The organism is Nocardioides sp., assembly GCF_964229035.1.
GTDB lineage: Bacteria > Actinomycetota > Actinomycetes > Propionibacteriales > Nocardioidaceae > Nocardioides.
This window is the reverse complement of sequence record NZ_CAXRAZ010000011.1, coordinates 37,051-53,948: the sequence shown is the minus strand read 5'-3', so window position 1 is coordinate 53,948 and position 16,898 is coordinate 37,051. Positions and strand designations below refer to the sequence as shown.

Sequence of the window (16,898 nt, the reverse complement as noted above, 5' to 3'; positions counted from 1 at the left end):
CCCGAGGGCTGACCCACGGCTCATGCCCTCCCGGCCACGGTCGGCAGGTCGGCGGCCAGGGCGCGGGTCGGGGCACTGCCCTCGCCGGCCAGCATGCGCTCCAGGGGGAGGTCGTCGACCAGCCTCCCGCCGTCGAGGACGACGACCCGGCTGCAGACCTCGGCGGCGACCGCCAGGTCGTGGGTGATGAGCACCAGTGCGGCCGGCAGGGCGGTCAGGGCGGCGAGCACCTGCTGCTGGGTGGGGCCGTCGAGAGCGGTCGTCGCCTCGTCCGCGATGACCACCTGGGCGCGGGAGCCGAGGGCGACCGCGACGGCCACCCGCTGCCGCTGCCCACCGGAGAGCTCGCCGGGCAGGCGCCCGGCCAGCTCGGCGCCGAGCCCGACCGCGGCGAGCAGGCCCGCCACGCCCTCGGCCCGGGAATCGGCCCCGGAGTCGGCCCCGGAGTCCGCAGCGCGCCGGCGGCACAGCCGGCGCAGCTGGGCGCCGACGGGGTAGAGCGGGTGCAGGGCCGTCGAGGAGTCCTGCCGCACGAGGGCGAGACCGGGCGGCACGTCGCGCGCACGGGCCGCGAGATCGCGGCGTCGTCCACCGATGTCGACGACACCGCTCGCCCGGGCGGCTCGGGGCAGGCACCCGGCGATCGCGGCGGCGAGCAGCGACTTGCCGCTGCCGGAGACCCCGACCAGCGCGACCCGTTCGCCGGGCGCCACCGCGAGGTCGATCGCGCGCATTCGGTCGGTGCCGCCGAGGTCGACGCGGACGTCGTGGAGGGCGAGGGCGGCAGACACCCGTGAATGATAATCATTCTCATTCACGGGTGACGAAACGGCCCCGCCCCGCGGGCACTGCCGGGCTACGCGGTGCCGACGGGGCCGGCAGCGTCCCCGGGGTCACCCGGGCCACCCGTGTCACCGGGAATCCCGCGATCCGCGGGAGCCGCCGGCAGGTCGAGCACGGAGGCGATGGTCGCGGCCACCGACGCCGGTGTCTCGTCCTCACCCGGCGGGGTCACCACGAAGCTGAGCGCCAGCCGGGCGGTGGTGGAGGCCACGGCCCGCGCGCGCTCGGGCGGGAGCTCCGGCCACGCGGCCGTGCCGATCTCGGTCAGCCGACCCGCCACCCGCTCGAGCAGCGGGCGGGCGTCGGTGGTGACGAGCCGCGCGAGATCGCTGTGCGCCTCACCGGCGCCGACGCGGCCGAAGAGGGGATCGTCGAGGGCGAACTCCAGGTAGACGCGGATGCCCTCCTCGAGGCCGCCCCGGGGGTCGCCCGGGTGGGCCTGCACGGAGGCCGCGATCACCTCGCACAGCGCATCGGCGAGGTGGAAGGTGTAGGCCTGCGCCAACCCCGAGCGCGAGCCGAAGGAGTTGTAGAGCGTCTGGCGGCTCACGCCGGCGTCCTTCGCCACGGCCTCCAAGGTGACCTCGGCCCACGGACGCTCGAGCAGCTGGGCGCGCAGCGCCGCGAACACCGCCTCACGGCGCTGGGCGGCGGCACCGCGCCGGGTGCGGCCGGCGGCGCCCGCGGCCGCACCGGCGGCGGCCGACGCGGTGGCCGTGGCCCGACCGACGGCGCGCCCCAGCGGACCCGTCACCACGAGGCGCCCCTCACGCCCGCTCCGCACGGAAGTAGCCCAGCGCCCCGCTGCGCCGCAGGCGGACGTCGACCAGCCCCTGCTCGGCGAACCACGTGGTGATCTCCGCGGCTGTGCACATCGGCCCGAGCAGCCCCGACAGCCGTCCGCCGTGGCGCAGGGGCGCGAGCAGGGGGCCGCTGTCGGCCAGGAGCGCACTGCCCGTGATCGCGCCGCCGGGACGCAGCACGCGCGCCATCTCGACGACCGCCCGATGAGGGTCGGGGAAGCAGTGCAGGCCGGTGAAGGTGACCACGAGGTCGAAGGTCGCGTCGGCGAACGGCAGGGCACCGACGTCGGCCACCTGCGGGCGGACCTGGTCGGCGACGCCGCGGGCCCGGGCGGCGTCCATGGTGCGCTCGAGCATGGTGGGCGCGATGTCGGCGGCGACGTAGTCGAGGCCCTGGCCCGGCACCAGTCCGCGCAGCGCCACCCCGCCGCCGCTGGGGATGTCGAGCACGCGGCTGCCGCGCGGCAGGGTTCCGATCTCGCCGGCCGCCCGGTAAAGCAGGCGCAGGTCGGTGTTGGCGCCCAGGCGCCAGAGGGGGACCCCGACGCGGGGGTGCTCGACCATCCAGTCGTAGACCGTCGCCCAGGCCGGGTCGTCGTCCCAGCCGCCCACGCCGGGCACGCGGGCGAGTCCGGCCGCCACCGTGCCGGCGACGCCGTCGACCACCCGGGACCCGATCGTCGTCACCCGGGCGAGCGGTCCACCGCTCATCGCTTCGTCTCCACCGCCCCATCCTCCCCGATCAGCTCGGGTGCGCGCAGCAGCGGCTCGGGCACGGCGAAGGCGTCGACGAGCGGACGGGCGAGCGGCCGCACCTTGCGGCACAGCTCGCCGATCTCGCGGGTGATGGCCTTCGACCGCTGGGCACTGAGCCGGCCGTGCTCCATAAACCAGGCGCGGTCGGCCTCGATGACGGTGAGCGCGTGGAGGTCGAGCAGGAGGTCGAGGGCCTCGCGCACCGGTCCGGCGGGCACCGCCGCCACCTCCTCGGCGAAGGCCTCGAGCACCGTGCGCTCCACGTGGGCGCGGGCGGCGGCGATGACGTGGTCCTGCACCCGCGAGAACACCTCGGCGGCCTCCAGGCCGGAGTCGACGCCGCGCTTGAGGCGCCGGGCCACTCCGCCGATGAGGTGCTCCTCGCGGAAGCGGAGCATCGCGAGCTGGTAGTCGGGGTCGAGCAGGCCGGCGTCCGGGTCGCCCTCGGCACCGGCCGTGGAGCCGGGGACCCCGCTGGGCAGCAGGTCGCGCCCCTGCTGCAGCAGCTGGTGCGCGCGCGTGCGCTCCAGCACGGTGTCGACGGCCAGGCCGGCCACGAAGCGCACCATGCCGAGCTGGTCGAGGTCCTCAAAATCGCTGGCGTAGTCGGTGAGCAGCCCCTTGGCCACGAGCTGGAGCAGCACGTGGTTGTCGCCCTCGAAGGTGGTGAACACGTCGGTGTCGGCCTTGAGGGCGGCGAAGCGGTTGATCGCGAGGTAGCCGGCACCTCCGCAGGCCTCGCGGCATTCCTGGATGGTGCGGGTGGCGTGCCAGGTGGCGGTGGCCTTCATCCCGGCGGCCTGCGACTCCAGCAGGCGGCGCGACTCCTCGTCGGTGGTGACCCCCGAGAACACGTCGTGCAGCTGGCCGGTGAGCCGCGACTGCGCGAAGTGCAGGGCGTAGGTGCGCGCGAGGAGCGGCAGCAGCCGGCGCTGGTGCAGGCCGTAGTCGAGCAGCAGCTCCTCCTGCTCCTCGCCGTCGTCCTTGGTGCCCTCGAACTGGCGACGCCGCAGGGCGTAGCGCGTAGCGACGGTGAGCGCGACCTTGCTCGCGCTGAGACCGGCGGCGCCGACGCTCACGCGGCCCTGCACCAGCGTGCCGAGCATGGTGAAGAAGCGCCGTCCGGCGCTCTCGATGTCGCTGGAGTAGACGCCGTCGGCGCTGACGTCGGCGAACCGGTTGAGCAGCGCCTCGCGCGGCACGCGCACGCCGTCGAACCACAGCCGCCCGTTGTCGACGCCGTTGAGGCCCATCTTCGCGCCGTCGTCCTCGACGCGGACGCCGGGCAGCACCTCGCCGTCCTCGCTGCGCACCGGCACGAGCAGGGCGTGGACGCCGTGCCGCTCTCCGCCGACCTCCAGCTGGGCGAAGACCACGGCCATGCGCGCGTGGCAGGCGGCGTTGCCGATGTAGTCCTTGCCCGACTCGTGGTCGGGGCTGGTGATGACGAACTCGTCGGTGGCGGGGTCGTACACGGCGGTGGTGGCGAGGGCGGCGACGTTGGAGCCGTGGCCGATCTCGGTCATCGCGAAGGAGCCCAGCAGGCGCCCGGCCACGATGTCGGCGAGGTAGGCGTCGTGGTGCCGCTTCGTGCCGAGCTGCAGCACCGCGCCGCCGAAGAGGCCGAACTGGACGCCGGTCTTCACCAGCACCGACAGGTCGCCGTAGGCGAGGGTCTCGAAGGCCGCGATCGAGGCGCCGATGTCGTCGCCGCCGCCGTACTCGGCCGGGAACACCATTGCGCTGGCGCCGCTGCCCGCCATGTCGAGGACGACGTCCTTCACCCGCTCGCGGAACTCCGGGCGCGGCAGGCGTTCGGCGTCCTCGAGGACGCTCGCGTACTGCGGCAGCAGGGCCCGCACCGTGCGTCGCACCTGCGCGTAGTGGCCGTCGAGCACCTCGGTGAGGCCCGCGGCGAGCGGGTCGGCGGGCAGGTCGGCGAGCGGTGCGCCGTCGAGCACGGAGGCGTGCGCCTCGGCGGGCTCGGCGGGCTCGCGGGTGTCGGCGGGGGCGGAGGTGGCGGGGACGGGAGCAGGCGCGGCCATACCTCGAAAGTAGCCGACGCGCGGGTGCCGCCGACCGCGTCGAACCTCGCCGGGAGAGCGCCTGCGCGCCCCGCCGGGCACCGGCTCAGGGCCGCTCAGAGCCGGTCAGAGCCGCTCAGGATCGGTCAGGGCCGTGCGTAGAAGTTGGGGGTGCGCCAGTAGTAGAGGGAGTCCTCGCTGACCGGGCGACCGGTGCGCGGCGCGTGGATGATGCGGCCCCCGCCGATGTAGAGCGCCACGTGGTAGATCGACGACGGGCTGCCGCTGTCGCCCCAGAACACGAGGTCGCCGGGCTGGAGGTCGCCGGGCGCGATCGGCGTCGCGGCGTCGTACTGCGCCACCGAGTAGTGCGGCAGCTGTTTGCCGGCCGCGGCCCATGCGGCCGACGTCAGACCCGAGCAGTCCCACGACCCGGGTCCGGCGGCGCCCCACACGTAGGGCTCCCCCAGCTGGGCGCGGGCGAAGGCGATCGCGGCCTGGGCACCGCGGGCCGGAGCCGGATCGCTCGGGCGGTTCGGGCGGCCGGGGCTCTCGGGGCTCTCGGGGCTCTTCCCGCCGGCGGGGCGGGCCGGGCGAGCGGGGCGGGCCGGGCGGGCGGCTCGCGCGGCGGCCTCGCGGGCAGCCTCGCGGGCGGCCTCGCGACGCGCGGCGGCTGCGCGCGCCGCCTCACGTGCGGCCTCGCGACGGGCGGCGAGCCCGGCCTGGCGCTGGCGCGTGAGGGCGACGCTGACCCCCTGGAGACGGGCGAGCTGGCGCACCAGCCGCTCGCGGCGGCCGGCGAGCGCCGTCTGCGCCGCGAGGGCCTCGCTGGCGGCGCCCGACGCGCGGTCGCGGGCCTCGCGGGCGTCGGCCAGCGCGGTCTCGGCGGCGCGCGCGGTGCGGACGGCGTCCTCGCGGGTGGCGCGGGCGCGGGCGTCGGCCTGCTCCCAGGCCTGCTGGCGGGCGGCGAGGAGGTCCTTCACCACGCGGTCGCTCGCGACGCGGTCGATCAGGCCCTCCATGCCCTGGGCCCGCAGGAGCGCGGTGGCCGCACCGAGGTCGGGGCCCTGGCTGCCGGTGGCGATCACGACGGCGCGGAACTGGTCCTGCTGCACGACGAGGGCGGCGGCGGCACGACGGGCGGCGACGACGGCTGAGGCGCGGGCCGCGCGGGCCTCCCGGGCGCGGTAGCGGGCGCCGTTGTAGGCCTCCGTCGCGCGGGCGGCACGATCGGCGGCGGCGTCCGCGATGGCGGCGGCCTCGTCGATGCGGGCCTGGACCCGCTCCACCGCGGTGCCTGCGCTGGCCACCCGGGCGCGAGCGGCGGCCACGTCGTCCTCGCTGGGGAGGGGCGTGGTGCCAGGCGAGGTCGAGCCGGCGACGCGGCGGAGGTCGGCGTCCGCGTCGGGGCCGGGCAGGCCGGGCAGGGAGCCGCTCAGCGCCCCCGCGGCGAGCACGAGCGCGAGCAGTCCGGAGGCGGTGACGGAGGGGCGCACCCGCGTCACCGTAGTTCCCAAACGTCACATTGGGAACAAAAATCTCAGAAACCTCACGCGTCACCGGCGTGTCGGCTTGCGAACTACACCCATGTAGTTTCCGAACGCGCGCTGGTGACCCGGCCGGCGATCTGCGGCGCACCAACGATTTTTGTCGCTCTTCGCCCCGGAACCCGACAAAAATCGTTGGTGCGCGCGCAACCGCGGCGACCACCGAGGGCCCGCCACCAGAGCAGGTGGAGGGCGCAGGTGGACGACGCGCGGGCGTCAGGCGTCGACGGGGACGCGCGAGGTGGTGGTCGTCGGATGCGAGTGCAGGCCGCGGTCGAACTTCTGACCGCTCGCGAGACCACCGAGGTAGAAGGAGACGACGGCGATGGCCGCGCCCGCGATGTCGTCGGCGACGTAGTGCCAGCCGAAGTAGAGGGTGGCGATGATGGTGAGCCCGAAGTTGATCCAGAAGATCGTCTTGAGCAGCTTCGAACGCAGCGTGTACTGCACCATCAGCGCGAACAGCAGGGTGATCGCGGTGTGCAGGCTGGCGAACCCGGCGATCGAGTTCACCGAGGTGTCGGCGCCACCGAAGAGCACCTCGCCGCGCGCTCGCACGATCGAGTTCATCAGGTCGGTGGTGCCGGTGTGGGCCAGCACCTGGTACTCCGGCCAGTACGCGATGCCCGGGCCGAGGGTGGGCAGCAGGTAGTACGACAGCGTGCCGAGCGACCACGCCAGGCACTGCGAGGTCACGAACCAGTATCCGAACGACATGTTGCGCGACCACACCAGCCACGCCGTGACCGCCAGCGGCACCAGCGGCAGGAACGCCAGGTAGATCGGCGAGAGGATGTGCGCGGCGATGTTGGTGCCGAAGATCGCGTGCAGCACGTCGCTGGGGTCGTTGCCGAAGAACATGACCTTGTCCATGATGTGCAGCTCGCGGTCGTACGACAGCGCGCGCGGCTCACCGGGCGTGGACGACGGGTCGGAGCGCACGAACGGCAGGTACGACTTCAGGTTGCGGTAGCTGACGTAGGTGACGTAGAAGCACACGACGCCGAGGGCCACCAGCACGCCGCGCTCGCGGGTCCAGTGGGTGCGCAGCCGCTCCTTGGCGATCGGCATCATCCGGCTGAGCCGGCCCTTGGCCTGCCACAGCGTCAGCGGCAGCAGGTCGAGCAGCAGCGCGCCGAGCAGGAGCAGCGGCAGGCGGATGTAGCTGGGGCCGAGGAAGCTGCCCTCGGGGTCGAGCAGCGGGCGGTCGTACTTCCACGAGGTGAGCACCGCCAGGGCTCCCATGACCACCGCCGTGCCGATGAGCAGGGTGTAGGCGCGGCGGTACATGACGGCGAGTGTAGTCGCGCTCGACCGAGCCGCCGCCCCGGTGACGACCGGACGATGATCACGCCTCGGTCGGGAACTCCTCATCACCCGGGCAGGACGGCGATCCGGTCCGCGACGAGGTCGACGCGCACCGCGTCCCCGACGTCCGGCGGGAGGAACGATCCCCCGTCTGCTCCCCCGCCCCCTCCCCCACCCGCGAGCGCCGGGAGGACGCCGAGCCCCTCGACGTCCACGTCGACGCGGAGCCCGTCGGCGCGGGCCCGCAGTGCGACCACCCGCCCGGTCAGCGCGCCGCCGGGGCTGATGCGCGCGGCGCCGGCACGCAGCGCCACCTGCACCGCGCCACCGCCCCCACCGCCGTCCCCGCCGTCCCCGCCACCGCCGGCGTCCACCGGGGCCGAGGCACCGGCGGCGGTGAGCGCCCGCCGCGCCGCCTGCCCCTCGAGCACCACCGGGTAGCCGAGGAAGCGGGCGGTCTCGGCGTCCGCGGGCGCGGCCCACACCTGCGCCACCGCACCCTGCTGCACCAGGCGCCCCCCGCGCATGACGGCGAGCCGGTCGGCCACCGCGAAGGCCTCGTCGTGGTCGTGGGTCACCAGCACGGCTGCCGTGCCCGCGTCGCGGAGGATGCGGCGCAGGTCGTCGGCGAGGCGCACGCGGAGGTCGGCGTCGAGCGCACTGAGCGGCTCGTCGAGCAGCAGCAGTCGGGGTCGCGCCGCGAGCGAGCGGGCGAGGGCGACGCGCTGGCGCTCCCCTCCCGAGAGCGTGCGGGGGAGCCGCTCGCCGTAGCCGGCCAGGCCGACGAGCTCGAGCAGGTCGTCGACCTCGCCGCGCACCCGGCGCCGCGCCGCGCCGCGCAGCCGCGGGGCGTAGCCGACGTTGGCGGCGACGCTGAGGTGGTCGAAGAGCTGACCGTCCTGGAACATCAGCGCGAAGCCGCGCCGGTGGGTCGGCACGCCGGCGAGGTCGGCGTCGTCCCAGGCGATGGTCCCGGCGGCCACCGGCTCGAGGCCGGCGATCGCGCGCAGCAGCGTGGACTTGCCGCAGCCCGAGGGGCCGAGCACCGCCAGCACCTCACCGTCGCCGACCGCGAGCGTCGCGTCGTCCACGGCGACGTGGCGCTGCTCGCCGAGCAGCACCCGCACCCCCTCGACCCGCAGCATCACCAGGCTCCCGTTCCGGGCACGCGCAACCGCTCCACCGCGAGGACGACGAGCGCCGTCACCGCCGCGAGCAGCACGGCCGCCGCCATGGCGGTGCCCTCGTTGTCGACCCCCGGGCGTCCGAGCAGTCGGTAGATCACCACGGGCAGCGTCGGCTCGGCCGGGCGCGCGATGAAGGAGGTGGCACCGAACTCCCCCAGCGACACCGCGAACGCGAAGCCCGCCGCCGCCAGCAGTGGACGACGCACCGCGGCGAGGTCGACCGTCGTCCACGCGCGGAGGGGGCCGGCGCCGAGCGAGGCGGCCGCCTGACGCTGGCGGTCGTCGATGCCGCCGAGCACGGGCACGAGCGTGCGCACCACGAGCGGCAGGGCCACGAGCGCCTGCGCGATGGGCACGAGCAGCGGGCTGGTGCGCAGGTCGAGGGGTCCGGAGTCGAGGGCGATGAGGAAGCCGAAGCCGAGGGTGACCGCCGAGACGCCGAGCGGCAGCATGAAGAGCGCGTCGAGGCCCGCGCGCACCCGGCGGGCGCGGCGGGTGCGCACGCGGCGGGTGACGGTGAGGGCGACGAGCCCGCCGAGCAGCAGCGACATCCAGGTGGCGTCGACGGCGGTGCGCACCGACGCCGTGAGCGCGTCGGTGACGGGCCCGGGCAGCAGTCCTCCGGCGTCGCCCCCGAGCGCCCGGTAGTGGGCGAGCGACCAGCCGCCGTCGCGGCGCAGGGAGCCGGCCACGAGCGCGGCGATCGGCAGCGCGAGGCCCACCAGCGCGAGGGCCGTGACGCCGATGGCGGGCAGGTCGCGCCGGGTCGGGCAGGCGGGCGCGGCGGGCAGTCGGCGCACGGTGGGGTCGGGCCCGCGCCGCAGCCGGGCGACGCCGGCCAGCAGCACCGCCACCGCCGCGAGCTGCACGATCGAGAGCGCGGCGGCGGCCGGCAGGTCGAGGAGGTCCGCGGTGAGCAGGTAGATCTCGGTCTCGACCGAGGAGTAGCGCACGCCGCCGAGCACGAGCACCACCCCGAAGGCGGTGGCGCAGAAGAGGAAGACGACGCTGGCCGCCGCCACGATCGCGGGTCGCAGGGCGGGCAGGGTGACGGTGCGCAGCACCTGCGCGGGCGTGGCCCCGAGGGCGGCGGCGGCCTCTGCGGGGCGACGGTCGAGGCCCTCCCAGGCCACGCCGACGGTGCGCACCACGACCGCGACGTTGAAGAACACCAGCCCGATGAGGATCGCCGCCGGCGTGCCGTCGAGGCCGAGGCCGCCGAGCAGGCCGCCCTCGCCGAGCAGCTCACGCACCGCGAGGCCGACCACCACCGTGGGCAGCACGAACGGCACGAGGACGACGGCCCGCAGCACCGCCCGCCCCGGGAAGCGCAGCCGGTGCAGCACGTACGCCGCCGGCAGCCCGAGCGCGAGCGACAGGGCCGTGCCCACCGTGCTGGTCCACAGCGTGAACCACAGCACCCGACCGGTGCGCGGGCGGGCGAGCACGTCGAGCACCGCCCCCGGAGCGAAGCGCCCCTCGGGCCACAGGCCGCGCTGGAGCATCGCTCCCACCGGCAGCACGAAGAACACCGCCACGATCACCAGCGGCACCAGCGCGACGAGCACGCTCGCGGCGGTGCCGAGGTGCCGGGTCGCGACGGCGCGATCGATCACCGCGAGATGATCTCGTTCCACTGCTCGATCCAGGTCTGCCGCTGGGCGGTGACCTCGGCGGGATCGACCTGCTTCGTCGAGGTGGGCCGCTTCGCGAAGGCGGCCCAGTCGGCGGGCAGCTCGGTGCGCTCGTCGACCGGGAAGACGTACATCGAGGTCGGCAGCGCGGCCTGCACCTCGGGCGAGAGCAGCCAGTCGACGACCTCCTTCGCGCCGGCCTCGCTCCTCGCGCTCCCCTCGCCGTCCTTGCCGCCCTTCAGCAGTCCGGCGTACTCGACCTGGCGGTAGCAGCTGTCGAGCAGCGCGCTGGTCGTCGTCTTCTTGGTGGCCTCGTCGATGGTGAAGGCCGGCGAGGAGTCGTAGGACACCACGATCGGGCGCTGGCCGCCCGAGAAGGTGAAGTCGGTGTAGTAGGCGTCCGACCAGCCCTTGACGACCTTGGCGCCGTTGGCGGTCAGCTTCGTCCAGTAGTCCTGCCAGCCGCTCTCGCCGTAGCGGGCGATCGTGGCCAGCAGGAACGCCAGACCGGGTGAGCTCGTGCTGGCACCGGGGACGACGAGGAGGTCCTTGTAGGCGGGCTTCGTGAGGTCGTCGATGCTCGCCGGCGGGGTGAGGCCCTCCTTCGCGAACCACGCGTCGTCCACGTTGACGCACACGTTGCCGGAGTCGATCGGGGTGAGGGCGTCGTCGGTGTCGCCGGGCAGCTCGTCGCGCTCGGCGCCCGGCGGCAGCTGTGGGGCGTAGGGCGCGAACACGCCCTCGTCGACCGCGCGGGTGGCGAAGGTGTTGTCGATGCCGAACACCACGTCGCCGACGGGCTTGTCCTTGGTGAGCACCAGCTGGTTGGTGAGCGCCCCGGCGTCACCGAGCTTCTCGATCCTCAGCGTGAGACCGGAGCTCTCCTCGAAGTCGGCGACGAGCTTCTTGGGCAGCTCGAAGCTCTCGTGCGCCACGAGGGTGATTGTGGTTCCGTCGGCGCTCGTGTCGCTGCCGCCGTCGTCACCGCCCGCGAGCGAGCAGCCGCCCGCGGTGAGACTGAGGGCGGTGAGGATCGCGGCGGTCGTGATCGGCGCGCGCATGCGCATGAGGTGGACTCCCTTCGCCGGTGCTAGCCGGAGCAGGTTCGGAGGGTCTGCGGCGGATCCGCACTCTCAGCCCCGTCGCCGGGGCTCCCCTGTCGTGTGCCTCGATTGTAGGTGGCTGTCGCTGCGGGCTCGGCCGGGGTGCAGGAATCGCCGGTCGACCGGCGTTTCCCGCACTTGGCGCGCGTTGCAACACGTGCCAAGTGCCAGGAACACGCGCCAAGTGCCGGGGCCGCCAGGCGTCGGGCGTCAGGCGATCGCGAACAGCACGCCGTCGGCGTCCTCGACGGCCGTGGCCTGGCCGCGGGCGACGAGCAGCTCGAGGTGCGCCTTGGTCTCCATGGCGGCCATGCCCTGGCTGAACGGGTCGAGCTCGGCGAAGGCGCGCTCGTGGCGGGTCCAGCCGAGGTCCTTGGCGACGACCAGCGACGTGACCCGGCCGCGTTCCTTCAGCGAGGCGAGGCACAGGTCGAGGCGGTGCTCGTGGTGGGCGAGCAGCTCGTCGACCCGGGCGTGCGACGACGGCGCGACCGGCCCGTGGGCGGGCAGGATGCGCAGGTCGGGCAGCGCACGCACCCGCGTGAGCGAGGCCATGAAGTGCCCGAGGGGCTGGTCGACGGCCGGCACGGTGAACCCGATCGACGGCGTGATCGTGGGGAGCACGTGGTCGCCGGCGAACAGCAGCTCGTCTGCGACGTCGGCGTACACGTAGTGCCCCGGCGTGTGTCCCGGCGTGTGGACGGCGTCGAGCGTGCGGCGTCCGACGGTGAAGCGCTCGTCGCCCTCGAGCCAGCGCGTCGGACGACGCCAGTCGGCCGGATCGGGCAGCTCGCCGTCGTGGCCGGCCGCCCACTGCTCGGCGATCTCGGCGGCGCCGGCGGTGCGCAGCACGCCGAGGAACGGGCTCTCGTCGAGGTCCGCGGCGTCGTTGAGCAGCGCGAGCGCGGGCTCCTCGCCGCGGCCGAGCAGCACCTCGGCACCGAACTCGGCGCCGAGCACGCTGGCCATCGTGTAGTGGTCGCGGTGCACGTGGGTGACGAGGAAGCGGCGGATGTCGCCGAAGCCGTAGCCCACCGAGCGCAGGCTCTTCTCCAGCAGGTCGCGCGCGATCTCGATGGACCACCCGCCGTCCACGAGGGTGAGGCCGTCGTCGGCCTCCAGCACGTAGACGTTGACCGCCTTCAGCGCATCCATCGGCAGCGGGAGGGGGATGCGGTGCAGTCCCTCGGCCACCTGCCACGCACCCTCGGCGGCCCAGTGCTCGCCGGAGTCGGGGGAGATGGCATGGCCCGTGGCCACACCGGTGGACGCCGGTCCGCCGGGTGCGTTCGTCATAACTCCCACCCTAGGAGCCGACCTCCGCGGGCGCGGGGCTGGGCGCGGGACTGGGCGCGGGGCTGGGCGCGAGGTCGGGCAGGTGCAGGTCGAGGTTCGGCTGCTGGATGCCGCCGTCGACCTCGAGCAGCTTGCCGGTGACGTACTTGCCGGCGGGCGAGGCGAGGTAGAGGACGGCGGCCGCGATGTCCTCGGCCTCCCCGATGCGCCCGAGCGGCGTGGCGTCCTCGAGCTGGGCCTTCATCTCCGGCACGCCCGCCACGAACTCCAGCGCGCTCGTCATCACCGAGCCCACGTGGATGCCGTTCACGCGGATGTGCGGGTTGAGGTCGGTGGCGGCCAGGCGCGACCAGTGCGCCAGCGCCGCCTTCGCGGTGCCGTAGGCGAGGTAGCCGCGACCGGCCAGGCGACCCATCGCCGAGCTGATCGACACGATCGACTTCTGCCGCGGGGCGTCGGCGGTGCCCGCGGAGGCCAGCATCAGCGGCACCGCAGCCAGGCTGAGCGCGTGGGCGGTCGCGACGTTGAAGTGGAAGGCCTCCTCCAGATAGGCCACGTCGGTGTCGAGGAAGGCGTTCGGGATCGTGCCGCCGACGTTGTTCACCACCACGTCCAGGCGACCGAACTCGTCGTGGGCGGCCTGCGCCAGCGCCGCGACCTCGTCGGTGTGCGCGAGGTTGGCGGGGACGACGAGCGCGCGTCGTCCACAGGCCTCGATGCGGGCCGCGACCTCCTTCAGCTGCCCCTCGGTGCGCGAGGAGATGAGGACGTCGGCGCCGGCCTCGGCGAGCGCGATAGCGGTGGCGGCGCCGATGCCGCGCCCGGGCCCGGTGACGACGGCGACGTGGTCGGTGAGCAGGAAGCGGTCGAGGATGCTCATGCGCCCGCTCCGACGGCGTCGGCGGGCGCGCGGGTGCCGGTGACGAGACCGCGGCCGGTGACGAGCGGCAGGTCGAGCACCGAGAGCAAGCCGGGACGGGCGGCCACCACGGCCGGCACGGCGTTCACCAGGCGCTGGGCGGTGATGATCATGCCCGAGACGTTGTGGTCGCCGTGCTCGCCGTGGTGGGTGTACTCGAGCTTCATGCAGGGCTCGCCGCTGATCTCGACCCGGTAGCAGCCGTCGCCCTCGTTCGGCATGGGCCAGTCGGGCTCGGCGCTCGCGTCGGTGCGGGTCACGTGCTCGAGGGTGACGCGCGGGACGCCGTCCACGGTGCCGATGACGCGGAAACGCACCGACCCCATCGACCCCTCGGGCACCTCCACCGACACGGTGCTCACGCTGCGGGGGGCGGGGCGACGCTCGACCTCCTCGACGAGCGGCTCGTCGAGGGCGACCCCGAGCCCTTCCGCGATCACGCGGACGACGGGCCCCCACGCGGTGGTGAGGATGCCCGGCTCCCAGAGCAGGGCGTTGAAGTCGAGCGGCTGGCCGAAGCCGAACAGGTCGCGCATGACGACGGGCTGGTAGTAGGTCGAGTAGTCGGCGATCTCGCTGACCTTCACGTGGTCGATGCGCTGCGAGAGCGAGGTGAGCACGAGCGGGAGCAGGTCGTTGGCGAAGCCGGGGTCGATGCCGTTGACGTGCAGGCTCGCCTCCCCCTGCCGACCAGCCTCGTCGATCGCCTCGATCATCTCCGGCGGCAGCGTGCCGTCGCGCGCCAGCAGGATCACCGGCCCGGACGAGACGACGTTGACGCCGTCGCGAATGAGGCCGGTGAGGTCCTCGATCGACTCGAACACCCGGTCGTCGGTCATCGCCCCGTGGACGACGCAGTCGGGCCGCAGCGCCACGAGCGCGTCGCGGTCGGTGGTGGCGAGGACGCCGAGCTCGCGACCCAGACCCGCCAGCTCCCCGGCGTCCTTGCCCTCCTTCTCGGGCGTCGAGGTCCACACGCCCACGAGTTCGAGGTCGGGGTGGGCGTCGACGCCGGCGATGGCGTAGCGGCCGATGGTGCCGGTGGACCACACGACCACGCGGAGGGGCTTGTCGGGGATGACCTGGGCGCCGTTGGACATGCGGGTCAATCTAGAACAGGTTCTAGTTCTTGGGTAGGGGCGGCGTCGAGGTCGTCGGACCTGGACGACGTTTCTACGTCTTGGACGACGGAACTCCGTCGTCCAGGTGCCAGATTCACCGGCCGGCCGGTGAATCTGCCGCCAGCGGCCCCGCCGCCCCGACCGCGATCACCTGATCCGCCGACCACTCGGGGCAGCGGGTGCCGGAGTAGATGGTGGGCATGCAGCGGTTGCAGTGAGAACAGACGCCACGAGCGGCCTCGCCGGCCTGCAGCCGCGCGACGAGGTCGGGCTCGCGGAGCAGGGCGCGACCCATCGCCACGAGGTCGAACCCGTCGGCCATCGCCTGGCGCATCGTGGCCAGGTCGTTGATGCCGCCGAGCAGCATGAGCGGCATCGCGACCGCCTCGCGCATCTGCAGCGCCTTGAGGCGGAAGTAGGCCTCCTCGAAGGGATAGCGCTTGAGGAAGCCCGAGCCGATCGGCGTCCGCATGCCCAGGCGCACCGGCAGCGGCATCGAGGCGGCGAACTCGCGCAGCGGCACGCCCCCGCGGAAGAGGTACATCGGGTTCATCAGCGAGGAGCCGCCCGACAGCTGCAGGGCGTCGAGGTGGCCGTCGTCCTCGAGGAGGCGCGCGAGGTCCAGCGCCATCTCGGTCGTGACGCCGCCGGCGAAACCGTCCGAGAGCGACACCTTGGCCGTCACCGCCGCCGCGTCACCGACCTCCTCGCGCACGACCCGGGCGATCTGTCGGGCCAGCCGAGACCGCCGCTCGAGCGGACCGCCCCAGCGATCGCGGCGGCGGTTCAGACCTGGCGCGAGGAAGGACGAGATCAGGTAGGAGTGCGCCATGTGCAGCTCGAGGACGTCGAATCCGGCCCGCACGAGCACGCGCGCGGCGTCCACGTAGGCGCGGGTCACGCGGGTGAGGTCGCGCTCAGTGGCCGCGCGCACCATCTGCATCGACAGCGGGCTCGGCATCGGGCTGGCCGCGATCGCCGCCGCGCCGTTCGAGCGACCGTTGGCCACGGGGCCCGCGTGGCCCACCTGCCCGGCGATCGCCGTGCCCTCCTCGTGGACGGCGGCCGCCAGCCGCGACAGGCCCGCCAGCGTGTCCTCCCCCACCACGATCTGCTCGCGGTGGGTGCGACCCTCCGGCGCCACCGCGAGGTAGGCGACCGTGGTGAGCCCGACCCCGCCCGCCGCGGGTGCGCGGTGATAAGCGATGAGCTCGTCGGTCACCTGGCCGTGCGGCGTGCGGCCCTCGAAGGTGGCCGCCTTGACCGTGCGGTTGCGCAGGCGCACCGGCCCGAGGTCGACCGGATCGAACACGTCGGGCGTCGTCGTCACCCCAGCATGGTGCCAGAAAATTGGAACACGTTCTAGCGAGGCCAGGCCGTCGCCATCAACCGCGCCTTCTCGGGAGCCGCACCGCGCCCTCTCGGGAGCCGCACCGCGCCCTGTCGGCAGCCGCACCGCGCCCTCTCGGCAGCCGCACCGCGCCCTCTCGGCAGCCGCACCGCGCCCTCTCGGCAGCCGCACCGCGCCCCCTCGGCAGCCGCACCGCGCTCTCTCGGCAGCCGCACCGCGCCCTCTCGGCGTCAGGCGTTGAAGGAGGGGGCGCGCTTGGCGAGGAAGGCGGCGACCCCCTCGAGGCCGTCGGGGGTGACCGACTGGGCGCTGATGGCGAGCGACTCCTCGCGCAGGGCGGCCTCGGGGTCGGGGGCGGCGGCGCGGCGCAGCAGGCGCTTGGCGGCGGCGTTGGCGGAGCCGGAGCCGGCGGCCAGCACCGCGACGACCTCCTCCACCGTGGCGGCGAGCTCGTCGGCCGGCACGACACGGGCCACGAGGCCGGCGGCGTGGGCCTCGGCGGCGGTGAGCAGGTCGCCGAGGAGCGCGAGGCGCAGGGTGCGGTGCAGGCCGAGGGTGTGCACCATGAGCGAGCTGCCGCCGTCGGGCGAGAGCCCGACCTTGCCGTAGGCGAGGCTGAACTTCGCGCCCTCGGCCGCGATCACGACGTCGCCCGCCGCCGCGAGCGGGAAGCCCGCGCCCGCCGCCGTGCCGTGGACGACGCTCACCACGACCGCGTCGCTGCGGATGAGCTCGCTGACCACGCGGTGGAGCGCCTCGGCGAGGTCGTCGAGGGCGACGCGACGGTCGTCGGCGGCCGCCATCGTGCCGAGGTCGCCGCCGACGGAGAAGAAGCGACCCTCGGCCGCCAGCACGATCACGCGGGCGGCGTCGCGGTGGGCGCTGCGCACGGCGTCGTGCAGCGCGGCCACCGACTCGAAGTTGATGGCGTTGCCGCGATCGCCGTCGGCGAGGGTGATGCGGGCGACGCCGTCGGCGAAGGCGTAGTCGACGAGGGGCACGGGAG

Annotated in this window: 14 protein-coding genes and 1 riboswitch; all 14 genes read right to left on the bottom strand. The window is 74.4% G+C overall.

The window, feature by feature from the left end:
* Positions 1-20: 20 nt before the first annotated feature.
* Positions 21-791, bottom strand: coding sequence for an ATP-binding cassette domain-containing protein (locus tag ACERUN_RS04360; protein WP_370288528.1), 771 nt, complete (start codon positions 789-791; stop codon positions 21-23).
* A gap of 65 nt (positions 792-856) precedes the next feature.
* Entirely contained in the window at positions 857-1,600 is a 744-nt protein-coding gene (locus ACERUN_RS04355; protein ID WP_370288527.1) for a TetR family transcriptional regulator, read from the bottom strand.
* 10 nt (positions 1,601-1,610) lie between these two features.
* Positions 1,611-2,357 carry a class I SAM-dependent methyltransferase gene (locus tag ACERUN_RS04350; RefSeq protein ID WP_370288526.1) on the bottom strand — a complete coding sequence of 249 codons (747 nt, stop codon included), beginning with the start codon at positions 2,355-2,357 and terminating at the stop codon, positions 1,611-1,613.
* Complete coding sequence (locus ACERUN_RS04345) at positions 2,354-4,447, bottom strand: acyl-CoA dehydrogenase (RefSeq protein WP_370288525.1); 2,094 nt, start codon at positions 4,445-4,447, stop codon at positions 2,354-2,356. The genes ACERUN_RS04350 and ACERUN_RS04345 overlap by 4 nt, the downstream gene beginning before the upstream one ends.
* A 125-nt stretch (positions 4,448-4,572) precedes the next feature.
* Positions 4,573-5,922 carry an NlpC/P60 family protein gene (locus ACERUN_RS04340; RefSeq protein ID WP_370288523.1) on the bottom strand — a complete coding sequence of 450 codons (1,350 nt, stop codon included), beginning with the start codon at positions 5,920-5,922 and terminating at the stop codon, positions 4,573-4,575.
* Between the two features lie 267 nt (positions 5,923-6,189).
* Positions 6,190-7,263, bottom strand: a complete 1,074-nt coding sequence (locus ACERUN_RS04335; RefSeq protein ID WP_370288522.1) for a phosphatase PAP2 family protein — start codon at positions 7,261-7,263, stop codon at positions 6,190-6,192.
* An 83-nt stretch (positions 7,264-7,346) separates the two neighbouring features.
* Positions 7,347-8,426 (bottom strand): ABC transporter ATP-binding protein, encoded by a 1,080-nt coding sequence (locus tag ACERUN_RS04330; RefSeq protein WP_370288584.1) that lies wholly within the window; start codon positions 8,424-8,426, stop codon positions 7,347-7,349.
* Complete coding sequence (locus ACERUN_RS04325; protein ID WP_370288521.1) at positions 8,426-10,084, bottom strand: ABC transporter permease; 1,659 nt, start codon at positions 10,082-10,084, stop codon at positions 8,426-8,428. Before ACERUN_RS04325 ends, ACERUN_RS04330 begins: the two co-directional genes overlap by 1 nt.
* The gene (locus ACERUN_RS04320) at positions 10,081-11,163 is read right to left on the bottom strand and encodes a thiamine ABC transporter substrate binding subunit (protein WP_370288520.1); all 1,083 of its coding nucleotides are present in this window, start codon (positions 11,161-11,163) and stop codon (positions 10,081-10,083) included. Before ACERUN_RS04320 ends, ACERUN_RS04325 begins: the two co-directional genes overlap by 4 nt.
* A riboswitch (TPP riboswitch) is annotated at positions 11,162-11,270 on the bottom strand. It overlaps the preceding gene by 2 nt.
* A gap of 145 nt (positions 11,271-11,415) precedes the next feature.
* Positions 11,416-12,501 (bottom strand): MBL fold metallo-hydrolase, encoded by a 1,086-nt coding sequence (locus ACERUN_RS04315; RefSeq protein ID WP_370288519.1) that lies wholly within the window; start codon positions 12,499-12,501, stop codon positions 11,416-11,418.
* Between the two features lie 10 nt (positions 12,502-12,511).
* Positions 12,512-13,381 carry an SDR family oxidoreductase gene (locus ACERUN_RS04310; protein ID WP_370288518.1) on the bottom strand — a complete coding sequence of 290 codons (870 nt, stop codon included), beginning with the start codon at positions 13,379-13,381 and terminating at the stop codon, positions 12,512-12,514.
* A complete protein-coding gene (locus ACERUN_RS04305) occupies positions 13,378-14,520 on the bottom strand; it encodes a diacylglycerol kinase (protein WP_370288517.1) in 1,143 nt (380 codons plus the stop codon). Before ACERUN_RS04305 ends, ACERUN_RS04310 begins: the two co-directional genes overlap by 4 nt.
* A gap of 115 nt (positions 14,521-14,635) precedes the next feature.
* A complete protein-coding gene (locus tag ACERUN_RS04300; protein WP_370288516.1) occupies positions 14,636-15,871 on the bottom strand; it encodes an NADH:flavin oxidoreductase in 1,236 nt (411 codons plus the stop codon).
* A 251-nt stretch (positions 15,872-16,122) separates the two neighbouring features.
* Complete coding sequence (locus tag ACERUN_RS04295; RefSeq protein ID WP_370288514.1) at positions 16,123-16,893, bottom strand: enoyl-CoA hydratase/isomerase family protein; 771 nt, start codon at positions 16,891-16,893, stop codon at positions 16,123-16,125.
* Positions 16,894-16,898: the final 5 nt, after the last annotated feature.

Coding starts and splice junctions, on each gene's coding strand:
- ACERUN_RS04350 (WP_370288526.1), bottom strand. CDS start 2,357: ATGAGCGGTGGACCGCTCGCCCGGGTGACGACGATCGGGTCCCGGGTG.
- ACERUN_RS04345 (WP_370288525.1), bottom strand. CDS start 4,447: ATGGCCGCGCCTGCTCCCGTCCCCGCCACCTCCGCCCCCGCCGACACC.
- ACERUN_RS04335 (WP_370288522.1), bottom strand. CDS start 7,263: ATGTACCGCCGCGCCTACACCCTGCTCATCGGCACGGCGGTGGTCATG.
- ACERUN_RS04330 (WP_370288584.1), bottom strand. CDS start 8,426: ATGCTGCGGGTCGAGGGGGTGCGGGTGCTGCTCGGCGAGCAGCGCCAC.
- ACERUN_RS04320 (WP_370288520.1), bottom strand. CDS start 11,163: ATGCGCGCGCCGATCACGACCGCCGCGATCCTCACCGCCCTCAGTCTC.
- ACERUN_RS04315 (WP_370288519.1), bottom strand. CDS start 12,501: ATGACGAACGCACCCGGCGGACCGGCGTCCACCGGTGTGGCCACGGGC.
- ACERUN_RS04310 (WP_370288518.1), bottom strand. CDS start 13,381: ATGAGCATCCTCGACCGCTTCCTGCTCACCGACCACGTCGCCGTCGTC.
- ACERUN_RS04305 (WP_370288517.1), bottom strand. CDS start 14,520: ATGTCCAACGGCGCCCAGGTCATCCCCGACAAGCCCCTCCGCGTGGTC.